We start from the raw sequence: 22,761 nt of genomic DNA, 5'->3' as shown, positions 1-22,761 counted from the left end.
GGCTTGATCGAGAATATTTCGGTTTTTTAAGTGCGGTGATCACGCGGCCTCTCGCGCCGAAACCGCCCAAAAGGGGAAAGTGCTTTTCCCCTTTTGGATTTCCCCTCGCTTTTTACTCCGCGCTTCGCTTGCTGGCTATGTTCCAGTTACCACCGTGACAGGCTGGAAATCTTGCCGCTGCGCGGTGCCTTCTCTCGGTCCTGAAGCCATAGGTCTTCAGGCCGCTCCGTTCAGCAAAATTTCTGAATCGCCCGCACGATCTTAAATTCAAAAGAAGACTGTTTTCCATCTTTAAGAGATGTGGATTGCCATTTTTGAGCGCGCCATTCGACAAATTCAAAAAACTATTCTCTTGATTTGTCGTGGAGATTTCTTAATGTCTTGCTGATGAGTTGGCCATGCGCATCAAAATAGCGGCTAGGCCAGATTTGTGCGGGTGGAATATTGAGTGCTGAAGCAATCAGCATTTCGCCTTTCGGCCACGGACGTGATAACGCATTAGACAGGGTAGAAGAGGATAAACCCGCTGCGCGTGAAACGGCGGCAAGCGTTGTTCCCTGCTTACGCAGAGCAGCAATAATGTCGGCCTGATGCCAGTCGGTATAGGTTTTCATTGGATACCTCCATGCCAGAGAACAAAGTGAAAATTTGGTATAAATGGCAGGAAGGTCGGATTGTGAAGAGTTCGCATATTTGCATTTCCAGTTTTGATGGAATAACGCCACCACCGGAGAGCCGCAATACTCTTTGGGTGGTAGCCCAGACAGGGATTGCGGTACCGGATTACTGGAAACCGGCCTGACCGAAGTCAGCCCCACCTGAGCCACCATAGAACATCTATATTCACGCATGATGCGATCATTTTCGATGGATGTGACAAGGCATCAGTAAAAAACGATCACGTTGAACGTTCTTTACCTCCAGTAATCTGGGCCGCAACTCCCAACTGCGGATGAGCCGCAGCGAAGTGATCATACCGTAATGACTTACCGCGTGCCAATTGCGAAATCATGAAGTTGAGAAGTTGATTCAGAGTAAATTTAAGTCGTTACATGGAGTTACATCAGAGACAGGCTCTTTGCCCGAGGGCGATTCAGAAATCTTGCTGAACGGAGCGGCCTGAAGACCTATGGCTTCAGGACCGGGAGAAGGCACCGCGCAGCGGCAAGATTTCCAGCCTGTGGTATCTGGAACATAGCCAGCAAGCGATAGCGCGTGTTGTAAAAGCGGGGAGAGATCCAAGAGAGGGAAAGCACTTTCCTCTCTTGGGCGGTTTCGCCACAGCGCGTTAAGCGATCACCGCACGTGAGAAACCGAAACTTTCTCAAATCAGCCCTCACGGCCAGTGAAAAACCGAAATTTTCACAATTCAGCCCTCACGGCCAGTGAAAAACCGAAATCCTCTCGATCCCGCCTTCACTGCAAGTGAGAAAAAGATCGGTTAGCCGCCCCGGTGCAGCGACCTCCTGCAATCAATGCCTCGTTTGCCCCTGATCCCCGGTGATAACCGAAAACTCCGCCATCATTCGTACCAGATCCTGCATCCCCAGATTGACCTGATTAATCACATCACCCGCATTACGGCTGAGCGCAACCCCGCCGCCGGCACGATTGACGCAATTTCCCATACCATCAATCGCCGCCATCACACCGTCGCGGATACTTTGCGTCAATTGGTCAATCTCCACGGCGGCTTTCCGTGACTGATCTGCCAGCGAACGTACTTCACCGGCAACCACGGCAAATCCCCTGCCCTGTTCGCCCGCGTGCGCGGCTTCGATGGTGGCGTTAATCGCCAGTAAATTGGTTTGCGACGAGATGCGCCGGATGGTATCCACCATCTCACCAATCCGTTCTGAGGTTTGGCCGAGCTGACCGATAATGTCCGACGTGCGGCGCGCCAGCGCTTCGACTTCCTGCATATCTTCTACGGCTTTCTGGACGATGGTCACCCCTTCTGCCGCCGTTTTGTCCGTCGTCAGCGACAGTTCGTGGACGTGCGTCATCATGCTTTCCTGCTGACGCTGCTGCGCCATCTGGCTGGTAATATCCTGAGCGATTTTGACGATTTTCAACACCTTACCGTCATCATCCATGACCGGGTTATAGCTGGCTTCCAGCCAGATCGCCTGGCCGCGACCGTTCATCCGCTCGAAACGCCCGAGGATGAATTCACCGTTACGCAGACGCTGCCAGTGATTTTTATATTCGTGGGTATCACCAAACTTCGGCAGACAAAACATCGCATGAGAGTGGCCTTTAATTTGTTGCAGAGAATAACCCATGACTTTCAGGAAGTTATTGTTTGCAGAAATCACATTACCTTCCGGGGTAAAAGTAATCAGTGCCATTGAACGGTCAAGTGCTTGTAAAATCCCCTGATGCTCGTGCGATTCTGTAATTCTTTCAGAGACATCACTGGCAATTTTAATTATTTCAGTGACTTTGCCTTGTTTATTTTTAACAGGAACATACGTGGCTTCGAGCCAGATTAATTTCCCACTTTTATGTACACGTTTGATATTTCCGCTGATGGACTTTCCCTGCCGTAAACCTTCCCAATGCAAGCGATAGGCATCGCTGGCAACGAACTCTGGCGTGCAGAAAATCCGGTGAGGCTGGCCGACGACTTCCTGCCTGTTGTAGCCCATGCCTTTCAGGAACAGGTCATTGACCTCAAGCACCACGCCCTCTGGCGTGAAGACAATCATCGGGACAGCGTCCTGAAGTGCTGCGAATTTATCACGCCATGCCGTACTAAACTGATGAGAAAATAATTGCATAGGACAGACACCCTGTGGCTGATAACGTGAATTAATGCGTGGTCGCAATTAATTTAAAAAATACGCACGTGCTAATCCCTGTGGGTTATTCGTCAAATAACGATAACTCACAGAACATTAGTCTGACCCCTGGGCGGGTTGCAGGAAGGTTTGCTGAACCAAAACAAAACGCGTTTAAATAAAGTCACGCGATAAATCATTACCAGGATAATTAATCAACTTTCTTATAGTGAATTAAGCATAATTTAATCCAATGAAAAAGAAAGGTCAGGCAGGAGTATTTTTTCCAGCCTGTTTTTCGTCAGAATAACAGGCTGGAATAAAGAAGATTACAATGTGATCAAACTGACCAGCGCTTAATCGCCCAACTTTTTTGCTGCGATGGCGTCAGGAAGGTCCAGGCGACGAAGCGGCTGATTTTATTCCCCTGCGTCATCTCGATGGTGCGGATATCCGTCACACCCTCTTCGTTGAGCGCGTCATACAGTAGCGGAAGTGTTGTTTTTTTAGACACCAGCACGGTGTACCAGATACAGTTCTGTGCTTTACCGGCGCTCTCTTCCGCCATGCGGACAACAAACGCTTCTTCGCCGCCTTCACACCACAGTTCGTTGTGCTGACCGCCGAAATTCAGATCCGCCGTACCGGCACGGCGATCCAGACCCAGATTCTGACGTTTACGCTGGCTGCCTGACGCCGCATCTGCCGCCGATGCATGGAACGGCGGGTTGCACAGCACGGCATCATAACGCTCATCGTGACGAATAATGGTGTCGAGAATACGCGGCGGTTTCGCCTGCAAACGGAAACGTACCTGATTGGTCAGTTGCGGGTTGGTCGCGACAATTTTTTTCGCGGCAGCCATCGAAACCGGGTCAATCTCACTGGCGGTGAAACGCCAGCCGTATTCACGCAGGCCGATAATCGGATAAATACAGTTCGCGCCCACACCGATATCCAGCACCGAAATGTCTTTACCCTGCGGGATATTGCCGTTGTTGCAGCTGGCAAGCAAATCAGCCAGATGGTGAACATAATCAGCGCGCCCAGGAATTGGCGGGCAAAGATAATCTGCCGGAATGTCCCAGTTTTCAATCTGATAGCAATCACGGAGCAAAGCACGGTTCAGCGCTTTTACAGCCTGCGGATTGGCGAAATCGACAGACAAATCGCCCCATTTATTTTCACTGACAAACGGCGCCAGTTCCGGGCTGCTGGCAATCAGGGCCGGGAAATCATAGCGGCTGCGATGACGATTTCGCGGGTGAAGACCGCTTTTTTCCTGAGGGAAGACTTTCTTTTTTTCCACCTGATTGACTCTCCGAAAGGTGTTGCGCGACGCACAAAGTATGCGATGGGGCGTTGATATTCATTAATGGCGCACAAGATAACACAAACCGGGGCAGCCTGCCGCGCGCATCCGGGCACATAAAAACGCTCAGCGCCTGTTTAAAACGGGTAATGTACAAATCAGTGTTTTGATGAATCTTTTAACTGAGGAATATCATGAGCGTTGATGATCGTTATTATTACGAACCCGCAAGCGGTCACGGCCTGCCGCATGACCCGTTGAACGCCATTGTCGGCCCGCGTCCGATTGGCTGGATCTCCTCGCGCAATGCGGCCGGTCAGCGAAATCTGGCACCTTACAGCTTTTTTAACTGCTTCAATTATCGCCCTCCGATCATTGGTTTCGCCAGCAGCGGCTGGAAAGACAGCGTGGCGAATATCGTCGAAACCGGCGAGTTTGTCTGGAATCTGACCACGCGCCCGCTGGCGGTCAGAATGAATGAAAGCTCGGCCACGCTGGAACGTGGCGAAGATGAATTTACGTTTGCCGGCCTGACGCCGCAGCCGGGCAAGATTGTGGCGGCCGATCGCGTGCTGGAAAGTCCGGTGAATTTTGAATGCAAACTGACGCAGTGTATTCAGTTAAAAACGGCGACAGGTGAGGATATCGATACCTGGCTGGTGCTGGGCGAAGTCGTTGCCGTACATATCGCGCCGCACCTGCTGGTTGACGGTGTTTATCAGACCGCCCTCGCCGAGCCGGTTCTGCGTGCCGGTGGCCCTTCGGCTTACTACGGCATTTCGGAAGATTTGCGGTTCGATTTAATACGCCCTGACGCCCGCCAATAACCGCTGATTTAACCCATAAAAAAAACCGCCACCGGTTCAGCACCAGATGGCGGTTTTTTACGTTATGCCGCGGTTATTTCGAACCGTAATTCTGATCCACAAAATCCGCAAAATCCTGGCACATAGCCTCATCGCCGTCGGCGCTGTCCGCCAGGATACGTTTCCCGTCTGCCACGCGAATATGCACATTGAGATCGAAATCGGCTTCCGGCTGTTCGCGTTCAGAAGCGCCTGTGATTGTGCGCTGAGCATCTTCCCACGCGGCGTCTACCGTCTGATTACACGCCTGCGCCAGATAATCCGGATTGAAGCCCTCACCGGTCAGGCTGCGCAAGGTCTCGTCGTGACTAATACTGTTGCCAGGCGTCCAGTAATGCTTCGCCAGATCCGGGCCAATCGCCGGGTTATCGGTCAGGTAACCATCACGTTTAAGGAAGAAAGCGCGCGTCTGTTCTACGGCCATCATTGCCAGCAGATAGCCCTGATAAGAACAGGCGGATTCCATCGACAGCAAATGCGGTATCGCCAGCGTCGGACGCGGGCTGCCGGTCACGCCGAGGATATGGGTTTCTACGTCACGCGCCAGCGCGATCATGGCTTCCGGTGTGCGTTTTTCATCCGGCCACTGATAAAGCTGCCATTCGAAATACGGCACCAGCAGAATATGGCGCTCGTTAAAGGAACGCATTGGCTGGCGGGCTTCGATACTGGCGTGAATCAGTTCATCCGGCACCGGCTCACCGGCGGTGTTTTTCGCATAACGTTTCAGCCAGTCCGCGTCTTCCAGCAGGCTGTCGCAGAACATCGACTGCGTTTCGGCGTAGGCCATAGACGTTGGCGGGAATTCCTGTGAGAAGCATGGCGCATTCTGGCGGATATTGGCAAAATGTGCCGCGTGGCCGCCTTCGTGGAACAGCGTATTCAGCCCGCTCGCACCGCTGCCAATCTGATCCGGTTTTGCCAGACTGGTGAAGTTAATCACCGCAGGCACCCATTTGCCGTTGTCATAAAACGGTGGCACCGGTCCGTGCATAAAACCATTCTCAAATTTGCCTTCCCGCACCAGCAAATCCAGCTGCATCTCTGCCCCGTTAAAGCCGATATTCAGGCGCTTGAAGCTGTCAATCCAGCGACGCAGGGAATCGGCAAACGGGAAGTAAGGATCGAGCTGGCGGGTAACGTCACCGGCGCTGGCGAAACGAATATTCCACGGCAGCAGCGCGGCGTCACCTTCACGCGCCACCAGCTCATTAAGGCTGCGCGTGTTGCTCTCACGCGTCTGCTCTTCGAACCGGTCGAGGATGGCGAATAGCTGTTCCGGTGACATGCGCTCGGTTTTATTGACTTTGTAGTCGAAGTAATTGCGATAACCCAGCTGACGCGCAAAGCGGTTACGCAGGTTGATCAGCTGCGGCAAACCGTTATGCAGCAGCCACTCTTCCAGCTCACGTAAGGCGTTTTGAGAACTGCGGCGGTACGCTTCATTTTCGTTGTTCGCCTGATTGGTCAGCAGCTCACCCAGCGAGGCATTGACGCGCTCGCCCTTGCTGTTGATGTGCGTCATGCGGTACTGCTTACGTTTGCTAAACAGAGCGGATTCCGCCTGAATGATTTCATCAAGCAGCACCAGCGCTTCAGGGTCTTCGATGACGTTGCAGTCGAAGAAACTCAGCCAGCCGCGCAGGCCATGCAGCAGCGCATCACGTTCTGCATCCGGCGTTTGTTTTTCGAGACGAGCGATGACCTCACGCAACTGCGCGGGGCGGGTCGGTTCGGAGATAAAGCGTTTATAAGCCGTTTCGGCAGCGGAGAAAGCACGGGAGACATTTTCATCGCCGGTGCCCATATAGTTTTGCCAGAACAGATTTTCTTTGTTCCGGTGGACTTCGAGATAGTCGTGATTGAGGGCGTTAAAATAGTCCTGAGCCTGTTTCATGTAATCTTCTCTGCTGAATGTTAAAGAGATTTTACATTGAGTGTATGTTCAGTCAGCGGTTCTGTCGATATGGCAAAACCGCTGAATGCGGGCAGGCTTCAGAATTTGGGATTAGTTTTTCTTAACAAACTCAGATTTGAGTTTCATCTGCCCAAAACCGTCAATTTTGCAATCGATATTGTGATCGCCTTCGACCAGACGGATGCCTTTCACTTTGGTACCGATTTTCAGCATGGAAGAGCTACCTTTCACTTTCAGGTCTTTGATTACCGTAACGGAATCACCGTCCGCCAGCAGATTACCGTTTGCATCCACGACCTTCAGTGTATCGTCATCACCCGCCGGATCGCTGTTCATTGACCAGACATGGCCACATTCAGGACAGTTAAGCATTTCACCGTCCTGCCAGGTGAATTCGGACTGACATGTCGGGCAAGCTGGCAACGTTTCCATCTTTAAATCTCCATAAAACTTTATAAAAAAACGAATGAAATCAGTAAATAGATTCCGTAGTTCCTTTATTTTAGCGTTTAACCACACTTTTGAACAGGGTAAGGGAGATTTTGGGGAAATGAGACAGGCATATGGAGTGAATTTCTCGATGATAAATATGGCTTTTTAAGCTCCCTCCCCTGCGAAGGGGAGGGTTGGGGTGGGGTATTAAAGAAAAACTAAAAATTTTGAAGTATGCATTGACTACAGTTTTGACCTTAATACCCCCTCCCCGCCTCCCCCTTCGCAGGGGGAGGAGCTAACTGAGCTCATTGGGGCTTTTAAAAAATCTGATCCACAATCATTTTGGCTTCGGCCACATCGCCACAAATTTCTGCGGCGACCAGACAACACGCCATCTGCGTGATAATAGCCTGCGGGATAGCGCGTTCGCCCTTCAGACATTCCTGAATGTAGTTCACGGTCGTTTCGACATCTTTGCCGGCCGGTACATCCGCAGCAAAAATCTCTTCCTTCTCCGCCAGCACACTCAGTTCACCACCAGCGATAAAGTGCGTCTGTGGGAAACGTGACGGGTTCGCATACACTTCACCTTCAGTCCCTTGCGTCAGCAAAGCGCGACCGTCGATCTGGCGAAAGAATGAGGAAACGCGCTGCACATATTCCGGGTGAGAAACGCTGGATAAGCGCAGTGAATCCTGCCCGACAAATGGCGTAATGAGTTTTGCCAGCGTATGACTGCTGTTGCGTACGCCCATCTGCCAGCGCAGGGCCAGCTGTTTTTCAATGGGCGGGCACAGAACGGAAACCGGCACAAACACCGGCGCGTTGGCTGCATCGAGTTGCTGCTGGGCCTGCCCCTGAGACCGGGCGGCGTCGATACCCAGCGCCCGGAAAATCTCAGCGCTGGTGATACGCGTCGGGTCTTCGTCTACGCCGTGAACCAGCACCGGTAAACCCAGCCGGTTGAGCAAAACCGCCAGCAGCGGCGTGAGGTTCGCCTGTTTCCGCGCGCCGTTATAGGTCGGGATCACCACCGGAAGCGGGCGATTTTTGGGTGCCTGAAGGCGCATCACAAATGCTTCCATCGCGCTGTAAAAACCGAGCATTTCTTCCTCGGCTTCACCTTTGATTCGGAACGCAATCAGCAGCGCGCCGAGCTGTAAATCAGGTACGTCACCGGCGAGGATTTCACGATACAGCGCGTGCGACTGCTCCCGGTCCAGATCGCGGGCATGGTTTTTTCCGCGTCCGACTTCTTTGATGAGTTTGGTGTAATCCATCGTACCGTTACCTTATCAGTTCAACTGCTTATTCAGGGTAAACAAGACTTTGCGAGAAAAATCACCGGCGGCGCATACGGCGACGAGCGGGCTCTTTTTTCGCGGTTTTAAGGAGATCCGGACGTTTAACCGACCCCGGCGCGGGCATTTCAGGTTGCTCAATCGGGAACACCGGCAGAGCCGCCAGCAGGCGCGAACCGTAGCTTTTGGTCAGCAAGCGGCGGTCGTAAATCACAATTTCGCCAGTGCATTCATGGCTGCGGATCAATCGCCCGACCTGCTGGATCAGATTGAATGACGCGCTCGGCAGACTTTGCACTTCAAACGGGTAACGCTTCAGCGTTTTCAGCCATTCGCCTTCCGTCAGAATCACCGGGCTGTCCACCGGCGGGAACGCAATTTTATGAATATGCACCTGCGTGAGCAATTCACCTTTCAGATCCAGCCCTTCGGCGAAGGATTGCAGGCCAATCAGCACGCTGGTGGTGCCCGCAGCGACGCGCTTGCGGTGCTCCTCGACCAGACGATAGCGCGGCTGATCGCCCTGTACCAGCAGCATCAGGCGCAGATCCGGCAGCAGTGAGACGAACTGTTGCAGGGCGCGGTTACTGGCGAACAACACCAGCTGGCCGGTATGTTTCCCTTTCGCCAGCTCCGTGCGGAAGAAATCTGCCATCTCCTGCAAATGCGCCGCTTCGTTCGCCAGAACCGGCTCAAGCGTCATTTGCGGGATCACCAGTTTGCCCTGCGTCACGTGATTGAACGGAGAATCCAGGCTGATAAAACGGTCGCCCGCTTTTTCGTTCAGCCCGCTCATTTCCTGAATGCGCGAGAAACTGTTGAGCGAACGCAACGTTGCGGACGTCACCACCACGTGCGGCACTTTGCGCCACAGCATTTTTTCCAGCTGTTCGCTGACGCGTATACCCGCGCAGTGAAACACCAGATGCGTCTGGTTATCAAAATATGTACGCGTGACCCACTTGCCGATTGGCGCGTTTGACGCTTTGTCCAGCGCCGCCAGCCGCCACAGTTTGCTCATGGTTTCGAGATAACCCTGCATGCGGCTCATGTGCAAAATCGCCCGGTGCAGACGCATGATGTCGTGTTTACCGGTTTTTTCGCTGAGGTCGTTCACCATGAATTCCGCCAGACTGCGCAGCCCGTCGGTCAGCTTAAACAGGCGGCTGCACTGCTCTGTCAGCTCCGCAGGCAACATTCCCAGTTCGAAACGGTATTCGGCTTCCGGCTCATCCGGCGGCAAGTACTGGCCTACTGTTTGTTCAATCGACAGCAGCAGTTCGCGCATCTCCGCGCAGTGATTTTGCAGGCGCTCGGGATTGGTCAGCGGCGGCGGATTTTTCGGGGTGAACAGCGCCAGACATTGCTCAATCTGGCGCACAAAATTGTCCAGTTGCAGGTGGTTCCAGACGGCCGTAATTTCAGCGTCCACTTCCAGCGCATCGCGTGCGACTTCCGGCAGATGGTGGCCTTCGTCGAGCACCAGCAGCAAATCTTTGGCCGGCGGAAGCACGGATTCAGATTCCAGCGCCGCCATCACAAGCGCATGGTTAGTGACCACCACATCGGCGCTTTCAATCTCTTTTCGCGCCACGAAATACGGGCATTCGCGGAAATAGTGACAGTTACGGCTCAGGCAGTTGGCTTTGTCAGTGCTGATTTTTATCCATAACGGATCGTCGATGGTTTTCTGGTAGTGATCGCGCAAACCGTCCCACTCGTAGCGTGAGAGCGCAGTTTCCAGCGTTTTAGACAGTTTCTGTTCTTCACCGCTGGAAGGCGCAAGTTCATCGCCGAGAAATAATCCCAGATCGCCCTGCGCGTTTTCATTGCTCATCGCCGCCAGATTGCGCGGACAAACGTAGCGCCCGCGCCCGAAAGCGCCGGTAAATTTCAGGTCGGGAATGATTTTTTTCAGCAGGGGTAAATCTTTACTGAAAATTTGATCCTGCAACGCCACGTTGGCCGTGCTGACAATCAGCGGCTTTTCTTCTTCGCGGCTGACGGCAATGCCAGGGATGAGGTAGGACAGCGTTTTCCCGACGCCGGTCGGCGCCTCGATGGCCAGATGCCGGGCAGAATCACCGGAGAAAACTTTCGCCACCTCCGCAATCATCTCGCGTTGCGGAGCACGGGGAATGAAATCCGGAATTTGCTGTTGCAGGGCTTTATACCACTGGCTTATCTGATTTTTTACTGCGGGGGAAAGCGCCATGCATCTCTTTTTTGTACGTCGGGACAGGAATGTTGGGGTCTATTGTCACACAGACCCGCCTCTGGCGCAGCCCGAAATCACGACGAAATTCGCCTTATAATTCGGCATAAAAAGTGGAGGACTTGTAAAAAAAAGAAAAGTTCATTTCTGATTGTCATAAATTGATCACAAATCTACGGTAAAAAATCCTCGCTAAGAAAATTCCCAACCGATGCGGAATGAATAGCAAAAATGATGATTAGCGTCTTTCCATAAGACTTCATATAAAGCTTTCCCGAAAAGCTTTTAATAAAAAATGCAGGGTACAATTTCATGAAACGTAATATTCTGGCACTTTTAATTCCTGGTTTACTGATTGCATCAGGAGCTCACGCAGCGGAAGTTTATAATAAAGACGGTAATAAACTGGATCTGTACGGTAAAGTTAAAGGGCTGCATTATTTCTCTGATTCTGCCAGCAATGACGGTGACCAGAGTTACATTCGTTTCGGTTTTAAAGGCCAGACACAAATTAATGATTTAATCACCGGCTACGGTCAGTGGGAATACAACGTGATGGCTAACCACGCTGAATCTGACAGCAAAACGCCAAGCACTACCGGTACCAAAACCCGCCTGGGCTTTGCAGGTTTGAAATTCGGTCAATACGGTTCCATCGACTACGGCCGTAACTACGGCGCACTGTACGATGTTGAAGCCTGGACCGATATGTTCCCTGAGTTCGGCGGCGACGGTTACACCAAAGCTGACCGCTTCATGACAGGCCGTACCAACGGTGTGGCAACCTACCGTAACCGCGGCTTCTTCGGCCTGGTTGATGGTCTGAACGTTGCCGTTCAGTACCAGGGTAAAAACGAAAACGACAGCCGCAGCAGCAGCACCGCAAACGGTGACGGCTATGCCCTGTCGACCACTTACGCACTGGGTGATACCGGCGTGAGCTTCGGTGGCGCTTATGCTTCTTCTGACCGCACAACGGGCCAGAGCAATTCTACTTACGGTAAAGGCGATAAAGCAGACGCCTGGACCGGCGGCATGAAATACGATGCAAACGGTGTTTATTTAGCCGCTATGTATGCTGAAACCCGTAATATGATCGCTATTACCGTGCCTGGCGGTATTGCTGGCGCACCTGCTGGCAGCGGTTTTGCTAATAAAACACAAACTTTCGAAGCTGTTGCACAATATCAGTTTGAAAATGGCCTGCGTCCGTCACTGGGTTATGTTCAGACTAAAGCGAAAGATATTGAAAATATCGGTGATGCAGACCTGGTTAAATATGTTGACGTAGCGGCAACTTATTATTTCAACAAAAACATGTCCGCGTATGTTGATTATAAAATCAACCAACTGTCTGACGACAATAAATTGGCTCTGAATAACGACGACGTGACGGCTGTCGGTCTGGTTTATCAGTTCTGATTTAAGTCAAATATCCTCCCTCATTGTTATTTCTCTGTCTTTGATTTTTTTGGCCGGACTCACCCTCCGGCTTTTTTCATCTCTGCCATTTTCCGACACGCCTCGCGTTAATCGTCATAAACTCTTCCACACCCCGCTGAATCTGCTACAGTTTTAACGATTTTCATGAATGCGAATCTTTCTTAACAAGCATAGGGATGACTAATGAATAAAATTTCGCTTTGCACCACCAGTGCGTTGATCATGCTGGCCCTCACCGGCTGTGCGCAGCAAAAGCCGGATACCCAGCAGAAACTGAACGATCAGTCGGTGATGGCGCTGAACTGGTTCCAGCAATCCGGTGAATATCAGGCGCTGGCTTATCAGGCGTTTAACACCGCGAAAATGGCGTATGACCAGGCCAAGCCACTGGCAGGACAGAAGAAAGCCGTCATCGTCGATCTTGATGAAACTATGCTTGATAACAGCGCTTACAGCGCGTGGCAGGTCAAAGCGAACAAACCGTTCGACAGCAAAACCTGGTCACAATGGACGGCAGCCCGCCAGGCAACCGCCGTTCCGGGCGCTGTTGAATTCGCCAACTACGTCAATACCCACGGCGGCACGATGTTCTATGTTTCAAACCGAAAAACCAGTGAATACGCCGCGACTGTCGACAATATGAACCGTCTGGGCTTCACCGGCGCCAACGACAAAACCGTGTTGCTGAGTTCCGATACCTCCAACAAGCAGGCCCGTTTTGACGCTGTCAAAGCCGCCGGTTATCACGTTGTCTTATACGTGGGCGACAATCTTAACGACTTCGGATCCGCCACTTATCACCAGAATAACGAACAGCGCCGCGCCTTCGTGAACCAGAACCATCAGCAGTTCGGCACCCAATATATCGTTCTGCCGAACCCGCTGTACGGTGACTGGGAGAGCGGTCTGGCGAAGGATTACAATAAGTTGTCGCCGGAAGCGAAATTATCTGTCAGAGAGCAAAACTTAAAGGCGTGGGACGGAAAATAATCGCTTTCAGAAAGCTGGCAAACTTTTCCGGTTTCACCGGAAGCTCAAATCGAAGAAGACTCGGTTTCTGGCTGGCCGCGAGAAAAAAGCCGCTTTTGCAGCGGCCTCCTGCAATCAGAAACTATAGTCGATCGCCGCAAAGTACCGGCGTCCGTCCTCGTTATAACTGTAGTCATCCCTGTTCAGGTCTTTATCCGTCAGGTTCAGCACACCGGCCCGCAGTTTCACGGCTTTATTCACCTGATACGAACCGCCGGTGTTCCAGACGGTGTATCCGCCAGGTGTGGCGTTACCGTCGGTGACGGTGCGGCTTTTACCTTTGTAGTTGGCGGAAACGTAGAAGCTCCAGGCATCCCACGGTTTCCAGTCCAGCGTAGCGTTACTGGTGTGGAATGGCAGTTCGGACAACGGTTTATTTCCACCGTTGCTCAGGTCACGCGCGTCGTTGTAGGTGTAGTTCAGCTTCAGGTTCAGCACGTCGGTAACCGGCAGGCTGACTTCGGTTTCCAGACCACGGATGCGGGCTTTATTGACGTTGTAGTAACGGAAGATCGGATTACCGCTGGCGTCAAAGCCGACAAAGTTCGCGTAGGTCGGCGCCAGATTACGGTTGGCGGTGCGGATAACGGTGATCATGTCGTCGATATCGTTCTGGAAGACCGTGGCGCTGGCGCTCACATCTTCCAGCCAGCCTTCCTGACCGGCGTAGTACATGCCGAATTCCACGCTTTCGCTGGTTTCTGCTTTCAGGTCTTTGCTGCCGACCACATTACAACTGCCGCGGCAGGAAGCACTTTGCCAGTCCGGGCTGAGCTGTAACAGGGACGGCGCTTTGAAGGCCGATGCCCAGCCGCCTTTTAGCGTAACGGTGTCGGTGGCGTTGTAGACCAGATACGCACGCGGGCTCCAGTTGACGCCGTAGTTTTCATGGTCGTCCATGCGCACGCCGCCGGTCAGCGCGAGGCTTTCGAAAATACGCCATTCGTCTTCGAGGAACAGCGCGTACTGGTTGGCCTGCGTGCTGCCGCCGCTCTTCATGTTGACGCCATCTTCGAGTTTATCGTTACGGTATTCGCCGCCGAACGTCAGGAACTGGTTGTAATCCCCCAGCGGGATCACGACTTTGCCGTCGAGGGAATTATTCTTCGAGGTGATGGTCTCGGCGTTTTTGTTCTCGATGTTTTCACCGTAGAAACGCAGTTCAGTGTTCGCCAGCCCCCAGCGCCCGTTGTGGCCCAGCGAGTAGTTTTCGCGCTCAATGCGGTTTTTATCCAGCGTATCGGAATCTCTGTCCTGACGATCCCTACCGTAGCCGAACGTCATATCCTGATCTTCGGTTGGCGTCAGGGAGAATTCCACATTGGCGTTGCGCGACGTGTAGCCTTCGATGCGTGGCTGGCCGGTGCTGCCGCTGGCGGAGCTGGCCTGATCTTTCTTACGTTTACCCAGCGCGCCGTAGACTTTTACGCCGAGCAGATCGTCAACCAGCGGGCCGCTGGCGAAGAAATTTCCGTTGCCGCTGTCGCCGCGATCGCGGTGTTCCTGAACCGTTGTGTCCGCGCTCAATGTACCGTGCCACGCGGTGCCGACTTTGCGGGTGATGATGTTAACCACGCCGCCCAGCGCATCGGAACCATAAAGTGAGGACATCGGCCCGCGCACCACTTCGATACGTTCGATTGATTCCGCCGGGATCCAGCTTAAATCGAAATCGTTATGGCGGAATACGGCGTTGCGGGAATTCACGCGTTTGCCGTCAACCAGAATCAGGGTGTAACCGCTGCCCAGCCCGCGGATACTGACGCCCTGACGGTTGTCGCTTTCATTGGTGATTTGCACGCCCGGCACATCTTTCAGAACGTCTTTCAGGTTCTGAACCGGTTTTTTTTGCAGGTCTTCGCGGGTGATGACGCTGATACTGGCTGGCGCATCTTTGAGGTTTTGCTGGATGGCGGAAGCCGTCACCACCATCTGGTCTTCTTTTTCTTTCACTTCAGAAACGTCTTCCGCCATCGCAGGACACGCGGCGGCAAACAACTGAGCGAGCAGCCCGGCTTTGATCGCCGGTGTAAATTTGACCTTAACCATTTCTTCTCTCCATGAGATAAAACAACCCCGCCGGTGCGGGACGTTGTAATTAAATTCCGTCAAACCGGTAAACGCGGCGCGAACAAACCCGCCCGGTTTATCAGGATGTATTTATTAGTTTCAGGCTCACAATGTGAAAGGCGGACGCCGCTGCGTTGGTTGCGTCCGTTTTTATTTCGTCAGAACTTAAATCGAAGGGTCGCTGACCAGTCCGTCGATGAGGATCTGCGGCGTTCCCTGCGAGCAGCGTTCAATTCTCCCGCGCACGCCGTAAACGCGCGCGAGACTTTCCGGGGTGATCACCGCTTCCGGCTCGCCGTCAGCAATCAGATTACCGTCCTTGAGCATCAGCACGCGGTCGCCGTGGCGCAGCGCGATATTGATGTCATGCACCACCACCACGGTCACGATATTGCGTTTTTGCGTTTCCCTGCGCACCAGATCCATCACGTGGAACTGGTAGTTCAGATCGAGCGCGCTGAGCGGTTCATCAAGCAGCAGCAGCGATGGCTGGCGGATCAGCGATTGCGCCAGCCCGACCAGCTGTTTCTGCCCGCCGGAAAGCTGATCCAGATAACTCAGCGCCAGATGTTCAATACCGAGCTGACGCAGCAGCGCCATCACGCTGTCCGTGCCTTCAGAGGCTTTTCCTTTACCGCCGGACGCACGCTGCGCCACGATAATGGATTCCAGCACATGCAGATGCACACCGGCTGGCAGCGTTTGCGGCAGATACACCACCTGCTCCGCGCGACGGGCAAACGGCATCGGCATTAAATCGTGGCCGTCGAGCATCAACTGCCCTTCCGCCCGGTTCAGCCCGGCCAGCGAACGCAGTAAGGTGGATTTCCCGCTGCCGTTGGGCCCGAGCAGCACGGTAATTTTCCCGCGCGGCAGCATCGGTACGTTCAGGTTGCGGATCACAGGGCGCTTAGGATAACCCGCGTTGAAATCGCGGATTTGCAGCCCCTGCGTGGCGGCATTGAACAACGTTTGCGGATCGGTTTCGAGCATCGCAGACATCAGACGTTCCCCCTGTGGCGAAGAATAATGCTGAGGAAGAACGGCACGCCGACCAGCGAAGTCACGATACCGACCGGAATAATGACGCCTGGCACCAGATTTTTAGACGCCACCGACGCCATCGACAGCACCAGCGCACCAATCAGCGCACTCGCCGGCAGATAGAAACGGTGATCTTCACCAAACATCAGGCGCGCAATATGCGGCGCGACCAGCCCGATAAAACCAATCGGCCCGACAAATGCCACCGCCAGTGCGGAAAGAATACTGATACGCAGCAACGTGCCAAGACGTAAACGGCGCACGTCGATACCAAAACTCACCGCGCGATCTTCACCCAGACGCAGCGCGGTCAGCTTCCACGCGCTCATCATCGACCACGGCAGTAAAATCAGAAACGCCAGCAGCATCACGCCCAGTTTCACCCACGACGCACGCGCCAGGCTGCCCATCGTCCAGAAAACTAAGCCCTGTAAGGTGTCTTCGGTGGCGATGAACTGCATCAGGGAAACCAGCGCGTTGAAGGTAAAGACCAGCGCGATACCAAACAGCACCACGCCGGAGCTGGCGACGCGCGTCCAGCGGGTGATGCCGTCAAGCATCAGCGCGGCGAGCAGCGCAAAAATAAAGGCGTTCGCGGAGATAAACCATTGATCCGGGATCCCCGGAATGCCGATACCCAGCACGATAGCCAGTGCCGCGCCGAACGCTGCCGCAGAAGAAACCCCGAGCGTAAACGGGCTGGCCAGCGGGTTGTTCAGGATGGTTTGCATTTCTGCACCCGCCAGCCCCAGAGACATCCCCACCGCCACCGCCATCAGCGCGTAAGGCATGCGGATATCCCACACAATCACGCGCGTGCCCGGATCTGCCGCTGCCGCATCGAACAGCGTTTTCCACAGCGTACCGAGTGACAACCCCGACGGCCCCATAATGAAATCAATCACCAGTGAGACGATAATCGCCAGCACCAGGACCAGCATGATTAACAGACGGCGGCGGACGATATTCTGGTATCGCCCCATCACGCTGTTGTCGGTAGTGGCTTTCACCGCCAGCGCGGGTTCGGTCGTTGTACTCATGATTCGCTTCTGTCTCTTTAACGTAAAAACTGACGGCGGAATTACTTGCCGCTTTCCGGTTTAACCGCATCCGTCCAGTAAGTGCCTGTCGGTTCCACGGCAAGGAACTGCTTATAGAGTTGTTTCTGCGTTTCCTGCGGATCCAAATCCGCAAACTTCTCCGGATAAAATGCTTTGGCAAAGACCTGCACGGCCAGCACGTTATACGGCGAATTGTAATAATTGTGCCAAATGCCAAAACTGCGGCCATTTTCCACGGCTTTCAGCGTGCTGATGCCTTTACGTTGCAGGAGCGGCGTCAGGCTGGCACGTGCTTCTTCCGGCGTGGTTTGTGCGCCGAGCACTAACCCGGTTGGCGCCGGATCACCCGCTTTCGCCGGTTTCCCGCCACCGCTGACCAGATATACATCCGGCTGCGCCGCAATCACTTTTTCGAGATTGACCAGACCCAGCGGCCCCGGCAGCAACGGTTTGGCAATATTAACCCCACCCGCCTGATCGATGAAATCACCCATGTTGCCTTTACCGGCAGAACGGCAACATTCATCCGCGGTTGAGGCGCGTAATTCGATAAAGACTTTCGGTTTATCCTGCTCAGGAATGTCTTTCGTCACATCCGTGACGCGTTTGATGTTGTCCTGATAAAAGCGGATATAGTCCTGCGCCTGTTTTTCGCGGTTGAGCACTTTACCCAGCAGCTCCATGCTCGGCAGGGTATTTTTCAGCGGCGACGTGCGGAAATCCACAAAGACCACCGGCACACCGGCTTTCTGCAATTGTGTCACCAGCGCACTTTCTTTGCCCGGCCCGTGGCCCGACAAACCAAAAATCGCTAACTGCGGATTCAGCGTCAGCACTTTTTCCGGACTGATGCTATCGGCGCTGGTGTTACCAATCAGCGGGATTTTGTCGATCTGCGGGAATTTAGCCTGATACGTCGCGTACGTTTGCGGATCCAGCTTACGGAAATCGCCCTGCCAGCCCGCAATGCGGTCAAACGGCTTCTGGCCTTCGAGCAGGGAAACGGCAAAGAATAACCGCCCTTCTCCCAGCACTACACGCTGGACGTCATCCGGCACCGTGACCGTTCTTCCGGCAATATCCGTGACCGTCACCGCCTGAGCGCTCAGGCTTAACATGCCAAGGGTGCATCCTAATAATCCGCCAGCAATTCGTTTGCTGAACAGCGTACTGATAAAATTCTGCTGATAATTCATCTTCTTCCGATTCCTTTACGTTTCCCTGAAGTGGGGCTAACAATAAAAGAAATGATAACGATTATCAATGCAGTTTACAGAACCTATCAAGGTTACAGAGAGATCGGGCGCGGGGAAACAGGGCTGAAGTAACAAAGCATTACGGAAAGAAAGGTATAAAAAAAGCGGAGCCTGAGCTCCGCCTTTGCAACAAAATAGCCCTTCCGGTCAGTTATTTATCCACGTGTTCCGGGAATTCCATTTCGCTGTATTTCACCACTTTGGTGCCTTTGGTCAGCTTGTAGCCAAACCAGATGATCAGGAACAGTGGCAGACCAATGTACGTCGCCGCAACGCCGCCCCAGTCAATGGTATCTTTCAGGAACGCCTGATAGTTCTGGCCCAGCGTGATGATCAGACACAGCACAAAGGCAAAGACCGGGCCGAACGGGAAGAAGCCGGACAGATAAGGCAGTTTCTTCAGGTCAAGACCTTGTGAAACATAGCCGCGACGGAAACGGTAATGGCTCACCGCAATGCCCAGCCACGCAATAAAGCCCGTCATACCGGACGTGTTCAGCAGCCACAGGTAAACGGTCTGGTTACCAAACATTGAGCTCAGGAAGCACAGCGCGGCCACAATGGTGGTGGCGTAAAGTGCGTTGCGCGGCACACCGCCTTTCGACAGTTTGGCGAAAATGCGCGGCGCTTTACCTTCGCTGGCCAGCGTAAACAGCATACGGGTTGACGCGTACATGCCTGAGTTGCCGGCAGACAATACGGCGGTCAGGATCACGGCGTTCATCACCGCTGCGGCGGAAAGCAGACCGGCATTACGGAACACCAGCGTGAACGGGCTGACAGAGATATCGCCCACTTCGTTACGCAGCAAGCTTGGGTCGGTGTAAGGAATGATCAGGCTGATGACCAGAATCGCCAGAATATAGAACAGCAGGATACGCCAGAACACCTGACGCACTGCCCGTGGGATATTTTTGCCCGGGTTTTCAGATTCACCGGCGGCCACGCCAATCAGTTCGGTTCCCTGGAAGGAGAAACCGACGATCATCGCCACACCTATCATCGAGGCAAACCCGCCTGCAAACGGCGCATCACCGATTGTCCAGTTGTGCCAGCCCGCAGTTTCAGCACCGCGCATAATGCCAGTGATCATCAGCACGCCCACGGCGATGAAGATGATGACGGTGACCACTTTGATCAGGGAGAACCAGTATTCCGCTTCGCCGAAACCGCGTACGGAAATGTAGTTAAGCAGGAAGATCAGGCCGAGGAACAAGGCGCTCCAGATCCAGCCCGGCGTGTCCGGGAACCAGTAGTTCATCACCAGTTGTGAGGCCACGAGGTCAACGGCGATAGTTACCGCCCAGTTGTACCAGTAGTTCCAGCCCAGTGCGAAACCGAAACCTTCTTCGACATAACGGGAGCCATACGTGGAGAATGAACCGGAAACAGGCATGAATGCCGCGAGTTCACCGAGGCTGGTCATCAGGAAGTAAACCATGATGCCGATCAGTGCGTAGGACAGCAGTGCGCCGCCCGGGCCCGCCTGTGAAACTGTCGCGCCGGAGGCGACGAATAAACCCGTACCAATTGAACCGCCGATGGCGATCATCGTTAAGTGACGTGCCTTGAGCTCGCGACGCAGTGTGGGAGCCACCTGCGTATTTTTTGTAGGTTGTTGAGCCATTTTTACCCTATATCCGCTCGTCATTATAAAATTTAAGCGCGGATTGTAGCAAAACCTGCCGCTCTGAATAGCAGGAACGACCTGTTATAAGACACCTTCATAACAGGCCGCGGATCATTAGTGAAAGACCGTAATCAGGATTCGCGACAATAGGTTAAAAACCGCGATAAGGCGTTGGAGATGTGTTTCTGACGGTGATGAATGAGATAAAGCTTACGCACCAGCGGGGCAACCGGCAGGCGGATTTCCACCAGCGAGCCGCTGCTAAGCTGCTCGGCAATCACCCGGCGCGACAGACAGCTGATGCCAATTCCGTGACGCACCGCGTGCTTGATGGCTTCGGAATTTCCCAGCTCCATCACCAGATTGAAATCCGGTAACTGTGGCAGCAACATGTGATCTAACACTTCGCGCGTGCCCGAGCCGCGTTCACGCAAAATCCACGGTTCCCGCGCCAGTGCTTCCAGTGAAACCGTCTGCCCCGCCAGCGGATTTTCCGGCGCGACAAACACCACCAGCTCGTCATCCAGCCACGGTTGCGTAATCAGCTCCGGCAACTGGCACGGCCCTTCGATAAGCCCCAGATCCACCCGAAAATCAGAGACGGCGTTAATCACGTCATTGGTGTTGCCGACGTTGAGCTCCATCGGCGTATGCGGGAAATCCAGCCGGTATTCCGCAATCATCGCCGGCAGCATGTAATTACCGATGGTGCTGCTCGCACCGATGCGCAGCGAACCGTTGTCGTGATTAAACAGGCGCTCGATTTCGCCCGCCTGTTCAAGCAGCGCCAGCGCTTTCGGGTATAACAGACGCCCATGCTCATTGATTACCAGCCGTTTACCGACACGGTCAAATAATTGCACGCCAAGTTGGCCTTCGATATCGGCCAGTGCGGCACTCACCGCGGATTGTGATAATGAAAGCACAACCGACGCCTGCGTGGTCGACCCGCTTTTCAGCACCTCGGCGAAAACTTCAAGTTGTCGCAATGTTATGTGCATAAATGTCCCGCTATCCTTACAAGCCCTCCGGTCCGCTGATTGCTTGTTCAAAAATGTCTGCTCAGAAATCTGTTCAGAAGAAAAACCGCCGCGTACCGCACGCTTTCTCTTTCTTCAGTATAGACCCGTAGATCGGGGCGACCATTTTGCCCCCGGTTTTCAGCGCATTCTATACCAGTTTTTCAGATAGGTTATAAAGTTATAATCAATTTCATTTTTATATAAGCGCGGCGTAGCCTTATCGCATCACTCCTTAGATGAGGAAACGACGATGAATACATTGCCGCTCAATAAACGCGACACACTCAAAAATACCGTTCCGCAACCGCTGCGGATGAGTCGTGTCATTCCAGGCCTGGCGCTGACCGGCGTCATTACTGCTCTGGCTATCTGGCTGAGTGATTTTCCGGCGCTAAGCCAGCTCGGGCTGAGCGCCCTGACGCTGGCGATCGTTATCGGCATGGTTATCGGCAACACGTTTTATCCTGCAGCCCGGCCATGGTGCGAGGAAGGCGTCACGCTGGCAAAGCAGCGCCTGTTGCGGCTCGGCATCATTCTTTACGGCCTGCGCCTGACGTTCGCGCAAATCGCTGACGTCGGCGCAACCGGCATTCTGATTGACGCCATGATGCTGTGTTCCACCTTCGCGCTGGCCTGCTGGCTGGGACAACGCGTGTTTAAATTAGACCGCGACACCTCCATGCTCATCGGCGCAGGCAGCAGCATTTGTGGCGCGGCCGCCGTGATGGCGACAGAGCCGGTGCTCAACGCCAAAGCAGGAAAAGTCACGGTTGCCGTGGCTACGGTCGTTATTTTCGGCACCGCGGCCATCTTCCTGTATCCGTGGTTATGGCAACTTAACGCGCATTATCACTGGGTGAACCTCACGGCTGCACAGTTCGGGATTTATACCGGCTCGACGGTGCATGAAGTGGCGCAGGTGGTTGCCGCCGGTCAGGGTGTCAGCCCGGACGCTGAAAACGCGGCGGTGATTGCCAAGATGATCCGCGTCATGATGCTGGCTCCGTTCCTGCTGCTGTTATCCGGCTGGATTGCCCGCGGTAAAAGTGTGAAAGAAGCCGGTGAGAAATCAGGTTTGCGTAACATCACGATCCCGTGGTTCGCGCTGATGTTCATTCTGGTGGCGGCGTTCAACTCGCTGGATATTCTGCCGCACAGCTGGATCCCGCCGCTCATCACGCTCGACACCGTGCTGCTTGCGATGGCGATGGCAGCGCTTGGCCTGACAACACACATCAGCGCGCTGCGTCAGGCGGGGCTGAAACCGATGTTGCTGGCGGCAATATTGTTTGTCTGGCTGATTGCAGGCGGTGCGGGGATCAACGAACTGGTTCAGCATCTTTTTGGCTAATGTTGCGGGTTTTAACACTTCTCTG

17 protein-coding genes are annotated in these 22,761 nt (G+C 53.6%); 4 read left to right on the top strand and 13 right to left on the bottom strand.

Annotated elements, in window-relative coordinates; translation table 11 throughout:
• Positions 1–344 precede the first annotated feature (344 nt).
• From M2403_RS11040 to rlmF, 3 genes are all read right to left on the bottom strand, one after another.
• The gene (locus M2403_RS11040; protein ID WP_259229185.1) at positions 345–614 is read right to left on the bottom strand and encodes a helix-turn-helix transcriptional regulator; all 270 of its coding nucleotides are present in this window, start codon (positions 612–614) and stop codon (positions 345–347) included.
• 858 nt (positions 615–1,472) lie between these two features.
• Positions 1,473–2,783 (bottom strand): PAS domain-containing methyl-accepting chemotaxis protein, encoded by a 1,311-nt coding sequence (locus tag M2403_RS11035; RefSeq protein WP_165058195.1) that lies wholly within the window; start codon positions 2,781–2,783, stop codon positions 1,473–1,475.
• Between the two features lie 340 nt (positions 2,784–3,123).
• Positions 3,124–4,092, bottom strand: coding sequence for a 23S rRNA (adenine(1618)-N(6))-methyltransferase RlmF (gene rlmF, locus M2403_RS11030; RefSeq protein ID WP_259229130.1), 969 nt, complete (start codon positions 4,090–4,092; stop codon positions 3,124–3,126).
• A 197-nt stretch (positions 4,093–4,289) separates the two neighbouring features.
• On the opposite strand from rlmF, the gene M2403_RS11025 reads away from it, so the two are divergent.
• Positions 4,290–4,922: a flavin reductase family protein gene (locus M2403_RS11025; protein WP_259229129.1), complete on the top strand. Its 633-nt coding sequence runs from the start codon at positions 4,290–4,292 to the stop codon at positions 4,920–4,922.
• A 73-nt stretch (positions 4,923–4,995) separates the two neighbouring features.
• Here M2403_RS11025 and M2403_RS11020 read toward each other — a convergent pair whose 3' ends face one another.
• The 4 genes from M2403_RS11020 to dinG all read right to left on the bottom strand — a co-directional run bounded on the left by M2403_RS11020 (position 4,996) and on the right by dinG (position 10,830).
• A complete protein-coding gene (locus tag M2403_RS11020) occupies positions 4,996–6,858 on the bottom strand; it encodes a M3 family metallopeptidase (protein ID WP_259229128.1) in 1,863 nt (620 codons plus the stop codon).
• A 111-nt stretch (positions 6,859–6,969) separates the two neighbouring features.
• Positions 6,970–7,311 carry a zinc ribbon domain-containing protein YjdM gene (locus M2403_RS11015; protein WP_152324294.1) on the bottom strand — a complete coding sequence of 114 codons (342 nt, stop codon included), beginning with the start codon at positions 7,309–7,311 and terminating at the stop codon, positions 6,970–6,972.
• 320 nt (positions 7,312–7,631) lie between these two features.
• Positions 7,632–8,594, bottom strand: coding sequence for a DNA-binding protein YbiB (gene ybiB / locus M2403_RS11010; protein ID WP_259229127.1), 963 nt, complete (start codon positions 8,592–8,594; stop codon positions 7,632–7,634).
• Positions 8,595–8,655: 61 nt separating this feature from the next.
• The gene (dinG, locus tag M2403_RS11005; protein WP_259229126.1) at positions 8,656–10,830 is read right to left on the bottom strand and encodes an ATP-dependent DNA helicase DinG; all 2,175 of its coding nucleotides are present in this window, start codon (positions 10,828–10,830) and stop codon (positions 8,656–8,658) included.
• A 312-nt stretch (positions 10,831–11,142) separates the two neighbouring features.
• Here dinG and M2403_RS11000 point away from each other — a divergent pair, with 312 nt between their 5' ends.
• Both M2403_RS11000 and M2403_RS10995 read left to right on the top strand, forming a co-directional pair.
• On the top strand, positions 11,143–12,252 hold the full coding sequence (locus tag M2403_RS11000) for a porin (RefSeq protein WP_152324297.1): 1,110 nt from the start codon (positions 11,143–11,145) through the stop codon (positions 12,250–12,252).
• A gap of 204 nt (positions 12,253–12,456) precedes the next feature.
• Positions 12,457–13,263 (top strand): 5'-nucleotidase, lipoprotein e(P4) family, encoded by an 807-nt coding sequence (locus tag M2403_RS10995; protein WP_165058204.1) that lies wholly within the window; start codon positions 12,457–12,459, stop codon positions 13,261–13,263.
• Positions 13,264–13,377: 114 nt separating this feature from the next.
• Here the strand turns inward: M2403_RS10995 and cirA are convergent, their stop codons facing one another.
• The 6 genes from cirA to yieE form a co-directional block, all read right to left on the bottom strand.
• Entirely contained in the window at positions 13,378–15,351 is a 1,974-nt protein-coding gene (gene cirA, locus M2403_RS10990) for a catecholate siderophore receptor CirA (RefSeq protein WP_259229125.1), read from the bottom strand.
• 186 nt (positions 15,352–15,537) lie between these two features.
• Positions 15,538–16,374, bottom strand: coding sequence for an ABC transporter ATP-binding protein (locus tag M2403_RS10985; RefSeq protein ID WP_208951366.1), 837 nt, complete (start codon positions 16,372–16,374; stop codon positions 15,538–15,540).
• Positions 16,374–17,456, bottom strand: a complete 1,083-nt coding sequence (locus M2403_RS10980; protein ID WP_152324301.1) for an iron ABC transporter permease — start codon at positions 17,454–17,456, stop codon at positions 16,374–16,376. Before M2403_RS10980 ends, M2403_RS10985 begins: the two co-directional genes overlap by 1 nt.
• Positions 17,457–17,497: 41 nt before the next feature.
• A complete protein-coding gene (locus tag M2403_RS10975; protein ID WP_217153384.1) occupies positions 17,498–18,673 on the bottom strand; it encodes an ABC transporter substrate-binding protein in 1,176 nt (391 codons plus the stop codon).
• A gap of 211 nt (positions 18,674–18,884) precedes the next feature.
• The gene (locus M2403_RS10970) at positions 18,885–20,360 is read right to left on the bottom strand and encodes an amino acid permease (protein WP_152324303.1); all 1,476 of its coding nucleotides are present in this window, start codon (positions 20,358–20,360) and stop codon (positions 18,885–18,887) included.
• A 134-nt stretch (positions 20,361–20,494) separates the two neighbouring features.
• On the bottom strand, positions 20,495–21,364 hold the full coding sequence (yieE, locus tag M2403_RS10965) for a DNA-binding transcriptional regulator YeiE (protein WP_152324304.1): 870 nt from the start codon (positions 21,362–21,364) through the stop codon (positions 20,495–20,497).
• A 334-nt stretch (positions 21,365–21,698) separates the two neighbouring features.
• Between yieE and M2403_RS10960 the strand changes: the two genes are divergently transcribed.
• On the top strand, positions 21,699–22,736 hold the full coding sequence (locus tag M2403_RS10960; RefSeq protein ID WP_259229183.1) for a YeiH family protein: 1,038 nt from the start codon (positions 21,699–21,701) through the stop codon (positions 22,734–22,736).
• Positions 22,737–22,761: the final 25 nt, after the last annotated feature.

The sequence above is a fragment of the Rahnella sp. BIGb0603 genome (genome assembly GCF_024808755.1).
In the GTDB taxonomy this organism is placed as follows: domain Bacteria; phylum Pseudomonadota; class Gammaproteobacteria; order Enterobacterales; family Enterobacteriaceae; genus Rahnella; species Rahnella contaminans.
Note: the sequence above shows the minus strand (reverse complement) of the source record. Positions and strands in the feature narration are given on the sequence as shown.

Coding starts and splice junctions, on each gene's coding strand:
- M2403_RS10975 (WP_217153384.1), bottom strand. CDS start 18,673: ATGAATTATCAGCAGAATTTTATCAGTACGCTGTTCAGCAAACGAATT.
- M2403_RS11020 (WP_259229128.1), bottom strand. CDS start 6,858: ATGAAACAGGCTCAGGACTATTTTAACGCCCTCAATCACGACTATCTC.
- M2403_RS11035 (WP_165058195.1), bottom strand. CDS start 2,783: ATGCAATTATTTTCTCATCAGTTTAGTACGGCATGGCGTGATAAATTC.
- M2403_RS10970 (WP_152324303.1), bottom strand. CDS start 20,360: ATGGCTCAACAACCTACAAAAAATACGCAGGTGGCTCCCACACTGCGT.
- M2403_RS10995 (WP_165058204.1), top strand. CDS start 12,457: ATGAATAAAATTTCGCTTTGCACCACCAGTGCGTTGATCATGCTGGCC.
- yieE (WP_152324304.1), bottom strand. CDS start 21,364: ATGCACATAACATTGCGACAACTTGAAGTTTTCGCCGAGGTGCTGAAA.
- ybiB (WP_259229127.1), bottom strand. CDS start 8,594: ATGGATTACACCAAACTCATCAAAGAAGTCGGACGCGGAAAAAACCAT.
- cirA (WP_259229125.1), bottom strand. CDS start 15,351: ATGGTTAAGGTCAAATTTACACCGGCGATCAAAGCCGGGCTGCTCGCT.
- M2403_RS11025 (WP_259229129.1), top strand. CDS start 4,290: ATGAGCGTTGATGATCGTTATTATTACGAACCCGCAAGCGGTCACGGC.
- M2403_RS10985 (WP_208951366.1), bottom strand. CDS start 16,374: ATGTCTGCGATGCTCGAAACCGATCCGCAAACGTTGTTCAATGCCGCC.
- M2403_RS11015 (WP_152324294.1), bottom strand. CDS start 7,311: ATGGAAACGTTGCCAGCTTGCCCGACATGTCAGTCCGAATTCACCTGG.
- M2403_RS10960 (WP_259229183.1), top strand. CDS start 21,699: ATGAGTCGTGTCATTCCAGGCCTGGCGCTGACCGGCGTCATTACTGCT.
- M2403_RS10980 (WP_152324301.1), bottom strand. CDS start 17,456: ATGAGTACAACGACCGAACCCGCGCTGGCGGTGAAAGCCACTACCGAC.
- M2403_RS11040 (WP_259229185.1), bottom strand. CDS start 614: ATGAAAACCTATACCGACTGGCATCAGGCCGACATTATTGCTGCTCTG.
- dinG (WP_259229126.1), bottom strand. CDS start 10,830: ATGGCGCTTTCCCCCGCAGTAAAAAATCAGATAAGCCAGTGGTATAAA.
- M2403_RS11000 (WP_152324297.1), top strand. CDS start 11,143: ATGAAACGTAATATTCTGGCACTTTTAATTCCTGGTTTACTGATTGCA.